Genomic DNA, 17,856 nt, shown 5'->3' with positions numbered 1-17,856 from the left:
GGATCCTAAATTTATAAATACAAACTGAGGTGTGTTTTTGATCAAGTTTTAGCAAGGCACTCAGAAAATTATGATGATAATGAGAATCTGGAGAATGTTGTATTTTAAAACAAAAAAACACGATAATCAAATTATTTTCCTCCTTTGAGTTATATTGAGTTTTGCTCTATATTTTTTATCCAAAAAAAAAACAAGAAGTAAAGAAATCCTAATTTGATTTTATGTTACATTTCTAAAAGTCTAAAAGATATTAAAGTAAAACCATCAATCACCTAATAAATATAATATGATAATAAATCTAAATCCTTTTATTTTGTTTTAGCTCCCTATTTATAAATAAAAAAACTTAATTGTAACAGAAAAAGCAATTATCAAGTACAATTGAACAATCTCTCTCCTCCTTTTACTTCTAAATTTACAATCTAACTTTAAACAAAATTTCAATGAAATCTATTGTTTTACTCTTCTTGTTTTGTGTATTCTCTATTAATGTATTTTCTCAGGACAACAAAGTTTCAGACCTAACTAGTTTAAAATGGCGACTTTGTTTAGATAAAGAGGCAACATGGGCAAATGATGAGCTTTATTTGACTCCTGAAATCAGCAAATTACCTAACAATCCTCCAACAGGAGGATGGGAAACACTTCAAAAAAAAGGAAAAGAAATTACTATTCCATCGACTGTAGAAGAACATTTTTGGGGAGAAAATGGAAATAGTTTCGGAATTACTGGAGATTACATTGGTGTTTCCTGGTTTTCAACACAATTCAAAGCAAATCAAAATTGGAAAGGGAAACGAATATTTCTAAATTTTGAAAGTACCCGTTTAAGAGCTGAAATTTATATCAATAAACAATTAGTGGGTTATGACATCTATAATGGAACACCTTATTCTATTGAAATTTCAAAATATATTGATTATTCCAAAAACAATAAATTAGCAGTCAGAATTACAGATCCTGATGGGAATTTTGCATGGATTGATTTTCTCAATGATTACTGGGGTATGAAACAACCCTTGAGCGCTAGTCACGGATTTGGAGGTATTACTGGAGGTGTAACTATTACCGTAAAAGACAAAAGTTATTTTGAAGATATTTTTATTAAAAACACTCCAGAAATAACTAAAATAACAATAGAAACAACCCTAAATAGTTCAAATCCAAAATTAAATGGTGAACTTATTGCCGAACTTTATGAAACTGAAAACAAAGTTTTATTGTCTAAAACAATATCGCTTTCGAACAATAATAAAACTTCTTTTAACCTAGATTTTCCCAAAGCAAAACTTTGGTCTATTGAAACCCCCAATCTTTATTTTGTAAAATTAAAATGGAAAGGAGCTGACGGTAGTGAAGACATTGCTATAAAACGTTTTGGTTTTAGATGGTTTGATGTGGTTGATGTAAATGGCGACAAACAATTTCAATTGAACCATAAAAGAGTGATGCTACGCACCTCGATTTCTTGGGGATATTGGCCGGTAAACGGAATGATTCCTACCAAAGAATTGGCAAAAAAACAAATTCAGGTTGCTAAAGATTTAGGATTGAATATGCTGAATTTTCATAGAGGCATTGGTCAAGAAATGATATTAGACCTTGCTGACGAAATGGGATTACTCTATTATGCAGAGCCTGGTGGTTATAAGACAGGAATAAATTCAAAATTCTCTCAAGACATCAATAGAGAGCGATTAAAAAGAATGATTACACTTTTCAGAAGCCATCCTTCACTGGTTATCTATAATATGATAAATGAATCTACTCGCGATCCTGAACCTTTTGAAGTTGACGATATACAATTAGCTCATAATTGGGATGAAACTCGCACTATCACCTTTACTTCTACAAATTTTTCAAAAAAAATGAAATATTTAAATGATTTAAATCCAGAAAAAATTGAAGCTCCGGTTAAATTACACATGCTCCCTTACGACCATACGTTATTATATCAAGGATGGTGGGATATGCATCATGCGGATGGACCAGGGGTTTATTTGGATAAATTTTACAACAGCCCTACTGATTTTAATCGAAATTCAAACAATACTAGTGAAATTGTGATGTGGGGCGAAGATGGAGCAATCGGTACACCACCTCGATTAGAATTGTTAAACAACGAATTAAAAGGAAAAAATCTAGGTTGGGACGGACAAGCTTATATCAACCAATTCAATGCTTTTGATGCCTTTTTAACTACTAAGGGGTTTCGAAAAGCATTTTCAACAGTAGATAGTTTAACCCAAAGTCTGGGAAGTGTTGCTATGTATTATCAAGGTAGAATGATTGAGAACGTTAGAATAAGTAATACTGTTGATTGCTATGTTGTAAATGGATGGGAAGGTGAGAAAATTGAAAATCATTCTGGTATAGTAGATATTTTTAGAAATCCAAAAGCCAATCCAAAAATAATGGCACACTACAACCAACCCTTATTTGTTGCTGTAAAAGCACGTGAATTGGTTTTAGAAAAAGGAAAAAATGCTACTATAGATCTTCATATTGTTAATGAAAAAAACATTCAAGGAAATCATACACTAGAAATTTCAGCAACTGATAATTCGGGTGAAATTTATAAAAACTCATTCTCCGTAAACCTTATCGGAAAAGATACTTATGGGCAGCTTTTAAAAGAAAACATCAATTTTCCCGTTATTAATGATGGCTATATCACTATTAATACAAGCCTAAAAAAGGGAGACAAAACAATTGCTACAGGATTCGAAAAACTATTTATAACTTCGTTAAAAAAAGAATTACCAACAATTACTATTTCAGATACAACAAATACTTTAAGTCATTTATTAAAAGGTATTGCCATAGTAAATAACAATGTTACTGCTGTAAAAATTCAAGATATTAAAACCAAAGTACTGCTAACTGATAATTTTAATACCTTGTTTGGAAAACAAGCTTTTCCGCTTAGACAGGATATTTTAAGATGGGTAAGTCACGGAAACAAACTTGTTATTATTGATGATGTGGAAAATTTTTCCAATTGGTTATCGACCAAAGAAGTAATGGATTATAGAGGGAGTAAAAAAATAAAAACCAATTGGTACGGTGGAAATTATTTTGTAAAAGAAGACAAAATATTTAATGATTTGCCTGTTAATACCGCTTTCAACTGGGAGTATCAATGTTTAGCAGGTTATGAAAACAATCGACTGGGTATTCGAAGTGAAAATGGAGAAACCATTGTGGGTATTTATGCTGACCATAAAGAAGAATTATACTCGGCTGTGGTGAGAATACCTCTAGGACGTGGTGAAATCATTTTATCATCTTTAGACCTAAAAAAAGCTATTAAATCAAATACTTCCGCAAGTATTGTAGCTAAAAAAATATTACAAAATATGATTATTAATTAAACTTAACAACAACTCCATGAAATTCAATCACACTTATTTATTTACCGTATTTCTTTGTTTGATTTTTACAATTGCAAGTACTTCTCAAAAAATGAATAGAGACAACAACTTGACCTCTCTCAAAAATAAAAAAGTTGTTCTTGTTTACGGCGGATGGGAAGGACACCAACCTAAACTTTTTGCCGAAAGAGTACATAAATGGCTCGAAAATGAGGGAGCTATCGTGACTTTAAGCGATTCATTAGGCATTTACACGCAAAAAGAAATTATGGACAACACAGACCTTGTTATTCAATATTGGACAATGGGACAAATTACCAAAGAACAAAGTAAAGGACTTTTAGATGCCATTAAAAATGGTACCGGTATTGCTGGTTGTCATGGAGGATTAGGTGATTCATTTAGAAACAATACCGATTATCAATATATGATTGGAGGACAGTTTGTCACGCATCCAGGGGGATTAATTGATTATGATGTTGTTATAATAAAGGATAGTAATCCTATTACAAAGGGAATATCCAACTTTAATGTCAAAAATTCTGAGCAATACTATATGCATATTGATCCTAAAGTAAAAGTACTGGCTACAACAACTTTTTCGGACACTCATAATTACTGGATTAAAGGTACTGTAATGCCTGTATGTTGGACAACTAATTATGGAAAAGGGTCTGTCTATTATTTATCAATCGGACACAGTCCAAAAGATTTTGAGAATCCTGAAGTTTGGCAATTATTAACTAGAGGCTTTAAATGGGCTTGTAAATAAAACAAAATGGCAAGAAAATTAAGAATGGGAATGATTGGTGGAGGAATCGGTTCTTTTATTGGGGATGTTCATCGAAAAGCAGCTAGTATGGACGGGATGATAGACTTAGTCTGTGGCGCTTTTAGTAGTAATGCAGAAAAATCAATAGCATCAGGCAAAGCATTATACCTTCCTGAAACAAGATGTTACAAAGATTATGAAGAAATGTTCATAAAGGAGAAAGCACTTCCAGCAGACCAACGTATGGATTTTGTTGCGATTGTTACACCTAATCACAAACACTTTTCACCCGCTAAATTAGCTTTAGAAAATGGATTTCATGTTGTGTGTGATAAACCCATGACTTTAACTTTAGAAGAAGCAATTGAGTTAGAAAAAATAGTAACTAAAAGTGGCCTTTTATTTGCCTTAACTCACAATTATACAGGGCATCCCTTGGTTAAACAGGCAAAAGCTATGGTTATTAATGGTGATTTAGGAAAGATCCGAAAAATTCAAGTGCAGTACTTACAAGGTTGGTTATCGACATCCGTAGAAAAAACAGGACATAAACAAGCCTCCTGGCGAGTGGATCCTAGTAAATCTGGTATAGGCGGTGCATTAGGCGATATTGGTACGCATGCAGAAAATTTAGTTGAGTATATAACTGGTTTAAAAATCGAAGAACTCGCTGCCGATTTAGGAAGATTTGGTGAAGGAAGAATATTAGATGATGATGGGAATTTGCTTATCAGAATGGAAAATGGCGCCAAAGGAACAATGTCATTTTCCCAAATTGCATTGGGTGAAGAAAATAGTTTATCCATTAAAGTATATGGTGAAAAAGGAAGCTTAGAGTGGCATCAAGAAAATCCAAATCAATTAATTACACATTGGCTAAAAGAACCTATAAAAATCTTTACTCCTAATGGAAATGATTTATATCCTGAAGCATTAAATAGTTCGAGAATTCCTGCTGGACATCCAGAAGGATATTTAGAAGCTTTTGCAACGATTTACAAAAACTTCGCTATTCATTTAATGGCGGTATTAGACCATAAAACGATTGACAAACCTGACTATCCAACGGTTTATGATGGAATAAGAGGAATGCAATTTATTTATGCAGCGGTAGAGAGTGATAAAAATAACTCAACATGGGTTAAAATGAACTAGCTAAAAAGATAGTAGTTTAGAAAACAAAATATCAAAAAGATAAAGATGAAAACAATCAAAGGACCAGCGGTATTTTTAGCTCAATTTGTAGGCAGTGAATCTCCATTTAATAGTTTGGAAGGAATGTGTAAATGGGCATCAGATTTAGGATACAAAGGAATCCAAATCCCAACTTGGGAAAGCAATTTAATCGATATTGATAAAGCAGCAGAAAGCCAAACCTATTGTGATGATTTAAAAGGAAAAGTGAACTCCTATGGATTAGAAATAACGGAGTTATCTACTCACTTACAAGGACAATTAGTCGCTGTAAATCCGGCTTATGACACTATGTTTGATGGATTTGCTCCTGAAACTGTCAAAAATAATCCAAAAGCAAGAACAGAATGGGCAATCCAAACCGTAAAAAATGCAGGAACTGCAAGCGGTAGATTAGGATTAAAATCACATGCTACATTTTCGGGAGCTTTGTTATGGCATACCGTTTATCCTTGGCCTCAACGTCCAAACGGACTAGTCAAAATGGGATTTGAAGAATTAGCAAAACGTTGGTTACCTATTTTAAATCATTTTGATGAACATGATGTAAACTTATGCTATGAAATTCACCCTGGTGAAGATTTACATGATGGAATTTCATTTGAACGTTTTCTTGAAGCAACAGCGAATCACCAACGTGCAAATATATTATATGACCCAAGCCATTTTGTGTTACAACAATTGGACTATTTAAGTTTTATAGATTTCTATCACGAACGGATTAAAGCGTTTCATGTAAAAGATGCTGAATTTAATCCCACAGGAAAACAAGGTGTTTACGGCGGATACTCAGCTTGGAAAGATAGAGCTGGGCGATTTAGATCTTTAGGCGATGGTCAAGTTAATTTTCAAAGTGTTTTTTCAAAATTAACAAAATATGGATGCGATTTGTGGGCGGTAATGGAATGGGAATGTTGTATCAAATCCTCATCACAAGGCGCTCGTGAAGGTGCTTCATTTATCCAAAATCATATAATTGAAGCTGTAGAAAGAAGTTTTGATGATTTTGCAGGGACGAGTATTGACAAGGAACAATTGAGAAAAATATTAGGAATTTAATAATCAGAAAAAAATAAAAGCAGATAATATAATTCTCAAAAAACAGATCTAATTTCACCTTCACTGTATTGATTCAATTTTTTATTTCTTACCAATTGCTCTAACTCCTCTATAAAATGGTTCGACATTTGTTCGGTTGGGGCTAGGATTAAAGCTCAATTAAAAAAAAATAGTTCGATTGTACTCCTAGTCACTTTTTAAATTAATTATTTCTCTTTAATTCTATTTTATTTCAAACCTCATTTTTACTATCAAAATTTACTGTTTATACTTAAATTAATTATCTAAAAACAATATAAACACTAAAACTCCACGCATCCAAAAAAAACTTAAATCAATAAAAACCAACATATTACAACTCCATTTTTAAACCATCTAGAAAAGTTAAAATTGGAAAAAGGTGTTCGACTAAAGCACCATTCACTCCACAAAAACAAATTCAAATTGGTTCAAAAGCCTGTAAATCGTATGATTTACAGGCTTTTTTGTTTTTGGTACTATTCAAATTATCTATTAAATCTCAAACCATTGGTGTTAAAATCGGTTACCCTAAAAAACGTAAAAACAGGGTAACCGAATTTCTCGCAAAGCCAGTGATAGCAAGCAGTTCAAAAGATGAACATCTTGACAAATGAGTATTAAATAATTAATTTGAATAACATTTAAGTCACCACAAAATGAAACACAAAATGTCAATACTTTTCTACGTGAAAAGTTCTAAAGTATCAAAAAACGGTTTACTTCCCATTTATCAGAGAATAACAATTAACGGCACTCGTATTGAATTAAGCACCTCTAAATTTGTAGAAAAATCAAAATGGAATACAGCGGCAGGCAAAATCAAAGGAAATTCAGAAGAAGCTAGACTATTAAACAGTTACCTTGATATTCTTAAAAACAAAGCCTATGAAATCGAAAAATGGATGGTAAATAACAACCAGGAAATTAATGCCCAAACTTTCAAGAATAAGCTTTTAGGTATTGAAGAAAAACAAAGAAAATTAATTATCATTTTTGAAGATCACAATAAACGCATGAAAGAGCTAATCGGTAAAGAATTTTCGATTAACACCTATAAAAAATATGAAACATCCCTCAGTCACACGAAAGAATTTCTAAAGTATCAATATTCCGTTAATGATATTTCAATAAAACAAGTTGATATCGCTTTTATCAATGATTTTGATTTTTACTTAAGAAACACTAAAAACTGTAACAACAACTCAACAATAAAGTATGTTAGAAACTTTGGCAAAATTGTAAAACAATCTTATTTAAATGGATGGATTGAAAAAGATCCGTTTCTTAATTACAAGGGTAAAGTAAAAGAAACGGAAAGAACCTATCTCACTGAAAATGAAATTGATTCATTACTGAATAAAAACCTTAAAATAAAGCGCTTAGAATTAGTTCGAGATATGTTTATTTTTTCCTGTTTTACAGGTCTTGCTTATATTGATGTTTTCAATTTAACAAAATCCAATATTGTGCTTGGTATAGATGGTGAAAAATGGATTTCAACTCACAGACAAAAAACAGAATCAGCTTCTAAAATCCCAATCCTTCCGGTAACACAGATGATTATTGACAAATACGAAAATCATCCGCAATGCTTAAATGAAAACAAGTTACTCCCTATTCTATCCAATCAAAAAATGAATGCATATTTAAAAGAGTTAGCTGATATTTGTGAAATAGATAAGGAACTAACATTCCACATTGCCCGGCATACTTTTGCAACCACTGTAACGCTTACCAATGGAGTTCCTATTGAAAGCGTAAGCAAAATGCTAGGTCATAAAAATTTGAGAACAACTCAGCACTACGCTAAAGTTTTGGACAGAAAAGTGAGTGAGGATATGAAAATTTTAAAAGAAAAATTCATTACTAATTATACTACATTAAAAAAGACAAATTAAAAACCTTACATTAGTACTGATTTAAATATTCAATTATAATATTTTTTGCAACATGATTTACACATTACCTAGTATGTTTAAAGGAAATGATTCGGATAAAAATCCGGAATCTTGCTATATTTTTGACTATGTAAATTACAATCAGGTAAACAATGCACAAGTTGTACTAGAAACAAATGCAATAAGTTTACTTACCGATGGCATCAAATACATAATTTCACCAAACTTTAAAGTATCCATTGATAAGGAACAATTCGTAATTATGAAAATGGGGAAATGTTTAATGACCGAACATTTATCCCCAAATAATATATATTCAAGTCTCTTAATTTTTTTTGATAACGAGCTATTAGAGAAAGTTATAAGTTCTTACAAAAAGAAAAATAGTAAAGATACGTCAACTACAAATGAGTTTAAAGTTGGTTCAAAAACTCCTGCAATTGACACATTTATTAAGTCCATCCGCAACAACAAAATAAAACTAACAGACAGTTTAATCCATCTCAAAACAGAAGAAATACTTCATTTGATTGTACAGGAATTTGGAACAGACTATTTAAACTTTTTATTAGAAAAACCTACCCCTCTGTCACAGATCCAATTTAAACTTATCATTGAAGCCAATATAAATTCAAGAATAAGCATATCTCAATTAGCATTTTTATGCAACATGAGTTTATCAACTTTCAAAAGAACTTTTCAAAGAATTTATGATACAACTCCAGGGATATGGCTAAATGACAAAAGGCTGGAAACAGCACTATTAAAACTTCAGGATATTAATGCCCGAACTTCCGATTTTTATCTCGATTTAGGGTTTGAAACCCATACGGGTTTTATAAAATCATTTAAAAAGAAATTTGGCGTTACACCCAAACAGTATCAAATGAACCTTTAGTAATACTTTTTGAACTTTTTGGAATAATAATGAATTAATAAGTGACCTAATTTTGTATAAAACATTAGGTCACATGCATCTTACCATACAAAAAATCACCATTACCATAGAGCACTTGGCTTATACATTTTATAAGTTCAGTAAGACAACTCATTACTGTTTTCTATATTTCTGGGATAACAACCTCCTTCTTCAGAAAAGACAAATGCTACTTGTCTGCATGAAATAACTCTTTACTCCCATTATTGATTTGGTGTCAAATCAGTTAATCAAAAGATTTCTTTAAATCATATTTTCCATTTTAATAAACTTAAAAATATACACTAAATTATGAATCCAAAAACACATAATTACAACACATTCGACTTCAATAATTTCACATTTGGAGTTCAGGCAACAGATAATATGCTTGTTGCAACTTACAAAAACGGGATATGGTCTGATTATAAAATTAAACCTTTTGACAAAATCAATATTTCACCTATAAGCATGGCACTTCATTACGGTCAAACCATATTTGAAGGTTTAAAAGCGTACAGAACAATTAATAATAACCTAAATGTATTTCGCTTAGACAAACATTTTAGCCGTTTCAACAAATCTGCTGAAAGAATGGCTATGCCAACTATAAGTGAAAAAATATTCATTGATGGTATTTTAGAATTAATTAAAACAGAAAACAATTGGTTACCTGAAACACATCCTGAAATTTCAATGTATATCCGTCCATTTATGTTTGCAACACAAGAAAAATTAGGTGTAGACGTTTCTGCCGAATATACTTTTATGGTGGTATGTAGTCCCATAAAAAGTTATTACCAAGGGAATCTCAACGTAATAGTTGAAGAAAAATATACGCGTACTGCAAAAGGCGGTGTAGGTTTTGCAAAAAATGGTGGCAATTATGGTGCAGCACTTTTACCTCAATTAGAAGCAAAAAAACAAGGTTATGATCAGATTTTATGGCTGGATGCTGAAAAGAAAAAATACATTGAAGAGTCCGGAACAATGAATGTTGCTTTTATAATCGAAGATAAACTAATCACACCACCACTATCGGATACTATTTTGGATGGAATTACCAGAGATTCTTTATTGCAAATTGCCCGAGATAATAACATCAATGTTGCTGAGCAAAATATTTCGGTAGAAGAATTAATTGAAGCTTTAAAATCAGGAAAAAAAGTAGAAGCTTTTGGGATTGGCACAGCAGCGGTTATTGCTCCATTTGAATCAATCACTTACAAACAAGACAAATATTCTACCTATACTGCTGATGATGCGATCATGTATGATTTAAAAACTAAATTAAATGATATCCGATATGAACGTTCTCCAGACAAATACAACTGGAATTTTAAAATTCAATTAGATTAATTTTTCAGTAATATACTAAGCCTAACGATTATGAATAAAACAATCTTAATAACGGGAGCTGGTAGAGGAATCGGAGCTGAAGTAGCCCTGCTTGCTGCTAAAAAAGGCTATAATGTATGTGTAAATTATCTTAAAAATAATGAGACAGCAAATGATGTTGTCAATAAAATCATTCAGGATGGCGGAACAGCTATTGCTTACCAAGCTGATGTTTCTGTAGAAAAGGAAGTCTATTCTTTATTTGAAAATATTGAAAAGGATTTTGGAAAAATAACCGCATTGGTTAACAATGCCGGGATATTAGAAAGACAATCAAGACTGGATGATTTAAGTTTAGAAAGATTCAACAACATAATAAAATCAAATATTATTAGCTGTTTTTTATGTTCTAAACTCGCAGTAAAACAAATGTCAACCAAATATGGTGGTGCAGGTGGAGCAATTGTAAACGTATCTTCAATAGCTGCAGTAACAGGAGCTCCAAATGAATATATTGATTATGCTGCCACAAAAGGCGCTATTGAATCTTTAACAGTAGGTTTATCAAAAGAAGTCGCTAGTGAAAGGATTCGGGTCAATGCTGTTCGACCAGGCTTTATTTACACAGACATACATGCAGATGGTGGTGAATCTAATCGGGTAAACAGACTTGCAGAAACCATTCCTATGAAACGAGGAGGATTACCTTCCGAAGTGGCTAATGCAATAATCTGGCTGCTCTCTGAAGAAGCCTCTTTTTCAACAGGAACTTTCATAGATATTACCGGTGGTAAATAGTATTTTTTAAACCAAATTTTGGAACAACTAAAATTAAAATCATGAATTTCAGTATCGAAAAATCAATTCAAATATTAGAAAAAACACCTCAGCTTTTAACTATTTTATTAGATAATATATCTGAAGAATGGACATTAAATAATGAAGGAAATCAAAGTTGGTCTGCTTTTGATGTTGTTGGCCATCTTATTCATTGTGATGAAAGCAATTGGATTCCCCGCATAGAAATTACCCTTTCTGATGCAGTCGTTGTAAAATTCGAGCCTTTGGATAGGTTCGCACAAATTGATAAAAATAAAAACAAAACCTTATTACAATTATTAAATGAATTTGTAAAAATTCGTTTTTCAAGTATTACTAAACTTCGTTCATTAAATATAACGGAAGAACAACTAATGAAAAAAGCAATTCATCCTGATTTAGGCGAGGTTAATTTATCACAATTAATTGCCACTTGGGTGGTGCATGATTTGGCTCACATGAACCAAATCTCAAGAGTTATGGCAAAACAATACAAAGAGGAAGTTGGTCCATGGGTTGATTATTTAAGAATTTTACAATAATTAGGAAACCTTTCACTACTATTATGTCTTACTAATAACTAACAAATAAATTATATGACAACCGAAGAGCAAAAATATCCAATTGGTCAATTTGTAAAACCAGAAGTGATAAACAAAGAAATACTTGAAAAATGGAGAAATGACATAGAATTATTCCCTTCAAAACTAACAAAAGAAGTTTCTAATTTAACAAACAGTCAATTGGATACTGCATATCGAACAAATGGCTGGACAATAAGACAAGTGATTCATCATTGCGCCGACAGTCATATTAATGGTTTTATAAGATTCAAATTAGCGCTTACAGAAGACAAACCTGTTATAAAACCATATTTTGAAGATCGTTGGGCTGAACTTAGTGATAGTAAAGAATTTCCAATTGAAGTATCATTAAAAATCATTGAAGGAATTCACGAAAGATGGTCAACACTAATCGCTAACTTGACAGAATCAGAACTGGAAAAAACCTTTTTTCACCCAGAACACAATAAAGAATTTCAACTAATAGAATACATAGGCAATTATGCATGGCATTCTAATCATCATTTAGCACATATTACCACTCTAAAAAAGAATAAAAACTGGTATTAAATTAAAAATCTGCCAAAGTCTCATTTCTTAATTAGCAGACCAATACAATAAATTAATCTGAAGAATAAATAACATTTTAAAACTTTAGACAATGAAAACAGATTATATAAACAGCGTTATCAAACAATTTGAATATTACAAATTGTTAGGAGACAAAACTATATCACAATTAGCTGATGATAAATTAGTATGGCAATACAATGAAGAAAGCAACAGCATTGCTACAATTGTAAAACATCTAAGCGGTAATATGCTTTCTCGTTGGACTGATTTTCTTACTTCAGATGGGGAAAAAGAATGGCGAAACCGTGATGCCGAATTTGAAAATGATATTCATACCAAAGAGGCAATAGTTGAACTTTGGGAAGAAGGCTGGAAATGTTTCCTTGAGACACTCAAAAACCTAAAGGAAGAAGATTTAGAGAAAATCATTTACATACGTAATCAAGGACATACTGTTGTGGAAGCCATCAATCGCCAATTAGCTCATTATCCTTATCACGTTGGTCAAATTGTATTCATCGGAAAAATGATTGTTAATGAAAAATGGCAAACTCTGTCTATAGCAAAAGGAAAATCGACAAATTACAATGCAGAAAAATTCAGCAAAGACAAACATAAAGTACATTTTACTGATCAATATCTAGATCCACATAACGATGAAAAAGAGTAATTATATACAAAGTTCCCTTATACTGTCATCTATACTTTTCATTTTGGAAATCAGCGCACAGTCCACTGAAATTGTTCGAGGTTTCAATCACATTGAAAGTGTGGCAACTGATGGCAAATACCTGTATGTGGCGGATATTGGAAAAGAACTGGCTCCAATGGCTAAAGATCAGGATGGAAAAATAATAGTATTGAATAGTAGTGGGAAAATAATTAAATCATCTTTTACGGCTGAAAAATTGAATGCTCCAAAAGGTTTAGCTATAGACAACGGTGTTTTATATACCAATGATATCGACAGAATAGTTGCTTTTGATTTAAAAACAGGAAACAAACTGTATCAAATTGACTTTGGAAATGAAACCTCATTTTTGAACGATATAGCAGTTTGGGATAAAAACACCTTGTATGTTTCTGCGACCGATAAAAACAAATTATTCAAAGTCAATTTAATTAATAAAACATTCTCTGAAGTAAAAACAGATAAAGTTATTCCTGGTATAAACGGGCTTTTTTGTTGCAAAAGATCGGCAAAATTATATGTGAACGGTTTTGGAACTGACAACAACCCCAATGGAATTGTAGGGTATGTTAATCTCCAAAACAACAATTTCACTCTTTTAACGGACAAAAAAGGCTATTATGATGGAATTCAAATACATGACGACATTCTCTATTTTAGTGATTGGGTTGCCTTTGAAAAAAAGGGAATCATTCAAACTATCACATTAAAAACGGGAAAGGAAGCTGTTGTAAAAATGGATGAACCAATTAATGGCCCCGCTGATTTTACCATTTTCAAAAACACTATTGTTTCTCCGGGAATGATGGATGGTACATTGTTATTCATTCCAATTAATAAAACAATTACTAATTAAGCTTATGCTAACACAACAGGAAAAAGCAAAGATTTTTAAAGAACTCCATAATTCAGAAAACAAATCCTTTATCATGCCCAATGCTTGGGATAGCGCTTCTGCAAACTTAATAAGTTCCGGTGGTTTTCAGGCATTAGGTTCTTCAAGCTCAGCTTTTGCTTTATCAAAAGGTGTTCCTGATAATAGTCTTTCTTTAAAAGATACTTTAGAAAACCTTTGTGAAATAGTCAATGCAACCTCCTTACCAGTTTCAGCTGATTTTGGATATGGTTTTGCTGATAATCCGGACAACGTTTATAACAACATAAGTTCATTGATAAAAACCGGAGTAATAAGTACTTCCATTGAAGATGTGAAAAACGGGAAGGTTTACCCTTTAGAAATGGCAAAAGAAAAGCTGGCAGCTGCAGTAGCTGCTTCAAGAGAAGTAAACTTTCCTTTTACAATTACAGCAAGAGCAGATAATTTTTTTATAGGGAAAACAGACCTAAAAGATACTATCACCCGATTACAAACCTTTCAGGAAGCAGGAGCTGATATACTTTATGCACCAGGCTTAACAACAAAAGAGCAAATCAGTACGGTGCTTGCAAATATTGACAGACCGTTAAATGTTTTAGTAGGTTTTCCTAATCTACAAGTTTCAATTCCTGAATTGAAAGATATGGGAGTAAAAAGACTCAGCTTAGGAGCTGCACTGATTAAACAAAGTTATACCGCTATATTAAATGCACTCGAAGGCTTGCAAGCTAACAATACTGATATTTTAAACGCTAATAGAAGTTTCGATGATTTAATGAAAAATATGAAATCCAATAACACATACTAATTCACAATACAAAACAGCAGTTTTAAAAATTTCCAATTACAAAAATGTCCAACTAAATACCACGGGTTTGTCATTTTAAATAAAGGAAATAAGTCCCTTATCGGTTCTTATTTCCTTTTAAATAAACCACAGTTGTCCAAAATGTAAAATAATCGCAATTGATTACTATATTAGGACTCCTAAAATCCAGTAATAATACATAACACAAACTGGATGAATTCCGAATAGAAGTATTCAATTGTATCGTCAATAAAAAAGTATCGACAATTACAATAGTTTATTTCATTTATGAACAACAAATACCTACTTGAAAAGTATGATAGTCTAATTAGTGAAATACAAAATCCACAAAAAATTAGTCCTGAGTACCTATCGCAACTTCTAAATAATGAAGCTCCCCAAAGCCAGATTATTTATGAAGTGAGCTTAGCAAACAAAAAACAACAAGTCAAGATTTCGGAAGGGATAAATAGTCTCCATCCCCTTGCTCCTGTTTTTAAAAATTCTCAAACACAGCTTTCTGAAGAAGTTCTACAATGGATTCCCAAAATTCAAGAGCAACTTCAAATTAAAGAAGGCAACTATAATTGTTTTTGGGATAAAGAAAGGGCTGTTCTTTATGTTATAGTCAATTCTAAATTTGAAAATCTTTCCTATGAAAACCTTTTTTTATGTTATTGCAATTGGGTATTAAAGAAGGAATTAGTAAGAAACAAAATAAGAATTAAAGAGACCATTTCTTCCCTAACGTCCAGAGATAAAATCCAATATTACATACAGAAAAAGCAAATCAATACGCAATGTTTATTAAGTAAACTGGCTTCTAAGATAAAACCTGAAACAATCTGTGATTTATATAAAATCTGCTATAATAATATTGAACTAGATTGTCTTAAACTAACCTATCAATCTGTTGAAAAATTAATCCGTTATTTAGAAATAGAACACTACCAATATTTGGACAAAAATGGTAAAGCACCATATAAAACCATTTTGGAAACTGGAAAGAAAATAGCGCCGCAATACAAGCAAATATGTTCCTATTGCAATCAGTCACAACCTGATGCCAAAATAGTAAATATCATTAATGATAATCTTTCTAAAATCATAGAACCACAACTATCCTATACGGTTACCTATGAGGAGCTGAATTATACTATTGAATTCACAACTAAACTTTTACAATTAATCAATAGCAAAGAAGATGCTAACTTTTTAATCACACATTTACTCTTATTAAATTTCAATTCTTTTGATTTCTTCGATTATTATACAGATATAATTATCAAAGATTTAGAAAAACAACCATCAGAAATCGGACAAATAAAACTACTCTACAAATACCTCAAATCCACCAATCAAAAACAGTTACACATCCAAAGCAAATTAATACACAATCTTCCCTCAACCAAAGAACAAATTGTAGCTTGGATTGAAGAAGAAATTCATTATTTAAATCAGAAAAGACTACTGGAACCTTACCAGCCGGTCAAACGAGAAAATCAGGAAGTAAACGATAAAATACAAACAGGCTTATCAGTACCCCAACTCAGTTATTTCTTTGGACTATTAATCCAAACAGGAATCATACAACCCAAAACCCAAAGAGCAGTATTTAGATTTATTGCCAATAATTTTAGAACTAAAATTACTGAAACAATTTCCGTGGATAGTATCAACTCAAAATACTACAATGTAGAAACAGCTACCAAAATGGCTGTAAGAGAAAAAATAATCGAATTATTGAATCTTTCTAAGTTGTAATACCTCTTTTAGCAATCGCCATCCAAAACCTTCCATCCCAATTAAGCGCTCATTATCAATAACTAATAAAGCGGCCACACTTGGGATTTTTTGTGTGCTCATAAATTCCTTTAGTTCCGGCGATATAACCTCCTGCTTTGTATTCATAATTTTAAAAGATAAAATTTAAAATCACGTCCCGGTTGGAGTTGCTATAAACAAACTGCGTGGGACATCGATCACCAGCATCAGAGGTACCGCCAAGCACCCACAGCTCCGATAAACCGAGCCCACGCATTGCGTAGGCGACAGTTTATTTGTAGAGCTTGTTTAGAATTTTTGGCGGTTTTCTGTGGCTCGAAATAACTTTCGCTAATATGTCGTAAGAGGATAAATCCTCTGTATTTATTTACAAAGCAAATCTAATCATAAATCAATTTAAATACAATTTCTAAGACTAGTATTAAAAACTTTTTTCATTCAAATAGCTTGTTTTGCTACTATTTGATAAGGGTTGTACAACCCCCACAACTGGCGCAGTAAAGAGTAGTGTATTTTATTTGTAGTCAATTTAAAATAAAATAGTATGCCAATCGAAATCATCACAAAAGAAGATCTAAACGAATTCAGAGCACTTTTACTATCTGAACTTAAAGAAATCCTGCAATCCAAACCCGAACAAACAAAACAATGGCTCAAATCCAATGAAGTCCGCAAACTGCTAAACATCTCACCCGGTACACTCCAAAACCTCCGTATCAATGGAACCATTAGCTACACTAAAATTGGAGGAATCTTATACTACTCCAGTACCGATTTAAACACACTATTGGAAGCCAATAAAGTCGATGCTACAGTCACCTTATTCAATCCAAAATGGCTAGTACGATGAACTACATAGAGATAGTTTTTCTTAAAAACAGGTCCTTAGCTTCCGCTGTCGAACGTCAAATATTTAAACGAATCGAAAATGTCCTTAGCTTCCGCAGTCGAGTGTCAAATGTTTGAAGAAGTCGTAAAAACAAAAACTGTTTGAGCGTAGCGAAATCGAAGATTCGTGAATACCAAAAAACAAATATTAACTCATGAACAGTTCTTTTCTTTTAGGATTTGAAATTTAAATTGACCGCTGAAGATTCCTAGCCTTGACTTTTTGTTTCTTTTGGGTCAAGCCAAAAGAAAAACAATTAATCCTAAACCATCAACACAC

16 protein-coding genes are annotated in these 17,856 nt (G+C 32.1%); 15 read left to right on the top strand and 1 reads right to left on the bottom strand.

Features of this window, described 5'->3' with window-relative positions:
• Positions 1-443: 443 nt before the first annotated feature.
• The 14 genes from ACSV4D_RS08045 to ACSV4D_RS07980 all read left to right on the top strand — a co-directional run bounded on the left by ACSV4D_RS08045 (position 444) and on the right by ACSV4D_RS07980 (position 16,667).
• Positions 444-3,374 (top strand): glycoside hydrolase family 2 protein, encoded by a 2,931-nt coding sequence (locus tag ACSV4D_RS08045; protein WP_439227796.1) that lies wholly within the window; start codon positions 444-446, stop codon positions 3,372-3,374.
• A gap of 16 nt (positions 3,375-3,390) precedes the next feature.
• The gene (locus ACSV4D_RS08040) at positions 3,391-4,146 is read left to right on the top strand and encodes a ThuA domain-containing protein (RefSeq protein WP_439227795.1); all 756 of its coding nucleotides are present in this window, start codon (positions 3,391-3,393) and stop codon (positions 4,144-4,146) included.
• 6 nt (positions 4,147-4,152) lie between these two features.
• Positions 4,153-5,301 carry a Gfo/Idh/MocA family protein gene (locus ACSV4D_RS08035; protein WP_439227794.1) on the top strand — a complete coding sequence of 383 codons (1,149 nt, stop codon included), beginning with the start codon at positions 4,153-4,155 and terminating at the stop codon, positions 5,299-5,301.
• A gap of 45 nt (positions 5,302-5,346) precedes the next feature.
• Positions 5,347-6,399 (top strand): sugar phosphate isomerase/epimerase family protein, encoded by a 1,053-nt coding sequence (locus ACSV4D_RS08030; RefSeq protein ID WP_439227793.1) that lies wholly within the window; start codon positions 5,347-5,349, stop codon positions 6,397-6,399.
• A 689-nt stretch (positions 6,400-7,088) separates the two neighbouring features.
• A complete protein-coding gene (locus tag ACSV4D_RS08025; protein ID WP_439227792.1) occupies positions 7,089-8,318 on the top strand; it encodes a site-specific integrase in 1,230 nt (409 codons plus the stop codon).
• Between the two features lie 73 nt (positions 8,319-8,391).
• Positions 8,392-9,216, top strand: coding sequence for a helix-turn-helix domain-containing protein (locus tag ACSV4D_RS08020; protein WP_439227791.1), 825 nt, complete (start codon positions 8,392-8,394; stop codon positions 9,214-9,216).
• A gap of 330 nt (positions 9,217-9,546) precedes the next feature.
• Entirely contained in the window at positions 9,547-10,593 is a 1,047-nt protein-coding gene (locus ACSV4D_RS08015; RefSeq protein ID WP_439227790.1) for a branched-chain amino acid aminotransferase, read from the top strand.
• Positions 10,594-10,623: 30 nt separating this feature from the next.
• Positions 10,624-11,370 carry an SDR family oxidoreductase gene (locus ACSV4D_RS08010; protein ID WP_439227789.1) on the top strand — a complete coding sequence of 249 codons (747 nt, stop codon included), beginning with the start codon at positions 10,624-10,626 and terminating at the stop codon, positions 11,368-11,370.
• A gap of 41 nt (positions 11,371-11,411) precedes the next feature.
• Complete coding sequence (locus ACSV4D_RS08005) at positions 11,412-11,933, top strand: DinB family protein (RefSeq protein ID WP_439227788.1); 522 nt, start codon at positions 11,412-11,414, stop codon at positions 11,931-11,933.
• Positions 11,934-11,987: 54 nt separating this feature from the next.
• Positions 11,988-12,524 carry a YfiT family bacillithiol transferase gene (locus tag ACSV4D_RS08000; RefSeq protein WP_439227787.1) on the top strand — a complete coding sequence of 179 codons (537 nt, stop codon included), beginning with the start codon at positions 11,988-11,990 and terminating at the stop codon, positions 12,522-12,524.
• A 91-nt stretch (positions 12,525-12,615) separates the two neighbouring features.
• A complete protein-coding gene (locus tag ACSV4D_RS07995; protein WP_439227786.1) occupies positions 12,616-13,197 on the top strand; it encodes a DUF1572 domain-containing protein in 582 nt (193 codons plus the stop codon).
• A 43-nt stretch (positions 13,198-13,240) separates the two neighbouring features.
• The gene (locus tag ACSV4D_RS07990; protein WP_439227785.1) at positions 13,241-14,074 is read left to right on the top strand and encodes a hypothetical protein; all 834 of its coding nucleotides are present in this window, start codon (positions 13,241-13,243) and stop codon (positions 14,072-14,074) included.
• 4 nt (positions 14,075-14,078) lie between these two features.
• A complete protein-coding gene (locus ACSV4D_RS07985; RefSeq protein ID WP_439227784.1) occupies positions 14,079-14,903 on the top strand; it encodes an isocitrate lyase/PEP mutase family protein in 825 nt (274 codons plus the stop codon).
• A 288-nt stretch (positions 14,904-15,191) separates the two neighbouring features.
• Positions 15,192-16,667 carry a hypothetical protein gene (locus ACSV4D_RS07980; RefSeq protein WP_439227783.1) on the top strand — a complete coding sequence of 492 codons (1,476 nt, stop codon included), beginning with the start codon at positions 15,192-15,194 and terminating at the stop codon, positions 16,665-16,667.
• Here the strand turns inward: ACSV4D_RS07980 and ACSV4D_RS07975 are convergent.
• Positions 16,644-16,814 (bottom strand): hypothetical protein, encoded by a 171-nt coding sequence (locus ACSV4D_RS07975; protein WP_439227782.1) that lies wholly within the window; start codon positions 16,812-16,814, stop codon positions 16,644-16,646. The genes ACSV4D_RS07980 and ACSV4D_RS07975 overlap by 24 nt on opposite strands.
• 418 nt (positions 16,815-17,232) lie before the next feature.
• Between ACSV4D_RS07975 and ACSV4D_RS07970 the strand changes: the two genes are divergently transcribed.
• Positions 17,233-17,538 carry a helix-turn-helix domain-containing protein gene (locus ACSV4D_RS07970; RefSeq protein ID WP_439227781.1) on the top strand — a complete coding sequence of 102 codons (306 nt, stop codon included), beginning with the start codon at positions 17,233-17,235 and terminating at the stop codon, positions 17,536-17,538.
• Positions 17,539-17,856: the final 318 nt, after the last annotated feature.

The sequence above is a fragment of the Flavobacterium sp. ARAG 55.4 genome (genome assembly GCF_051846875.1).
Classification (GTDB): Bacteria; Bacteroidota; Bacteroidia; order Flavobacteriales; family Flavobacteriaceae; genus Flavobacterium; species Flavobacterium plantiphilum.
Note: the sequence above shows the minus strand (reverse complement) of the source record. Positions and strands in the feature narration are given on the sequence as shown.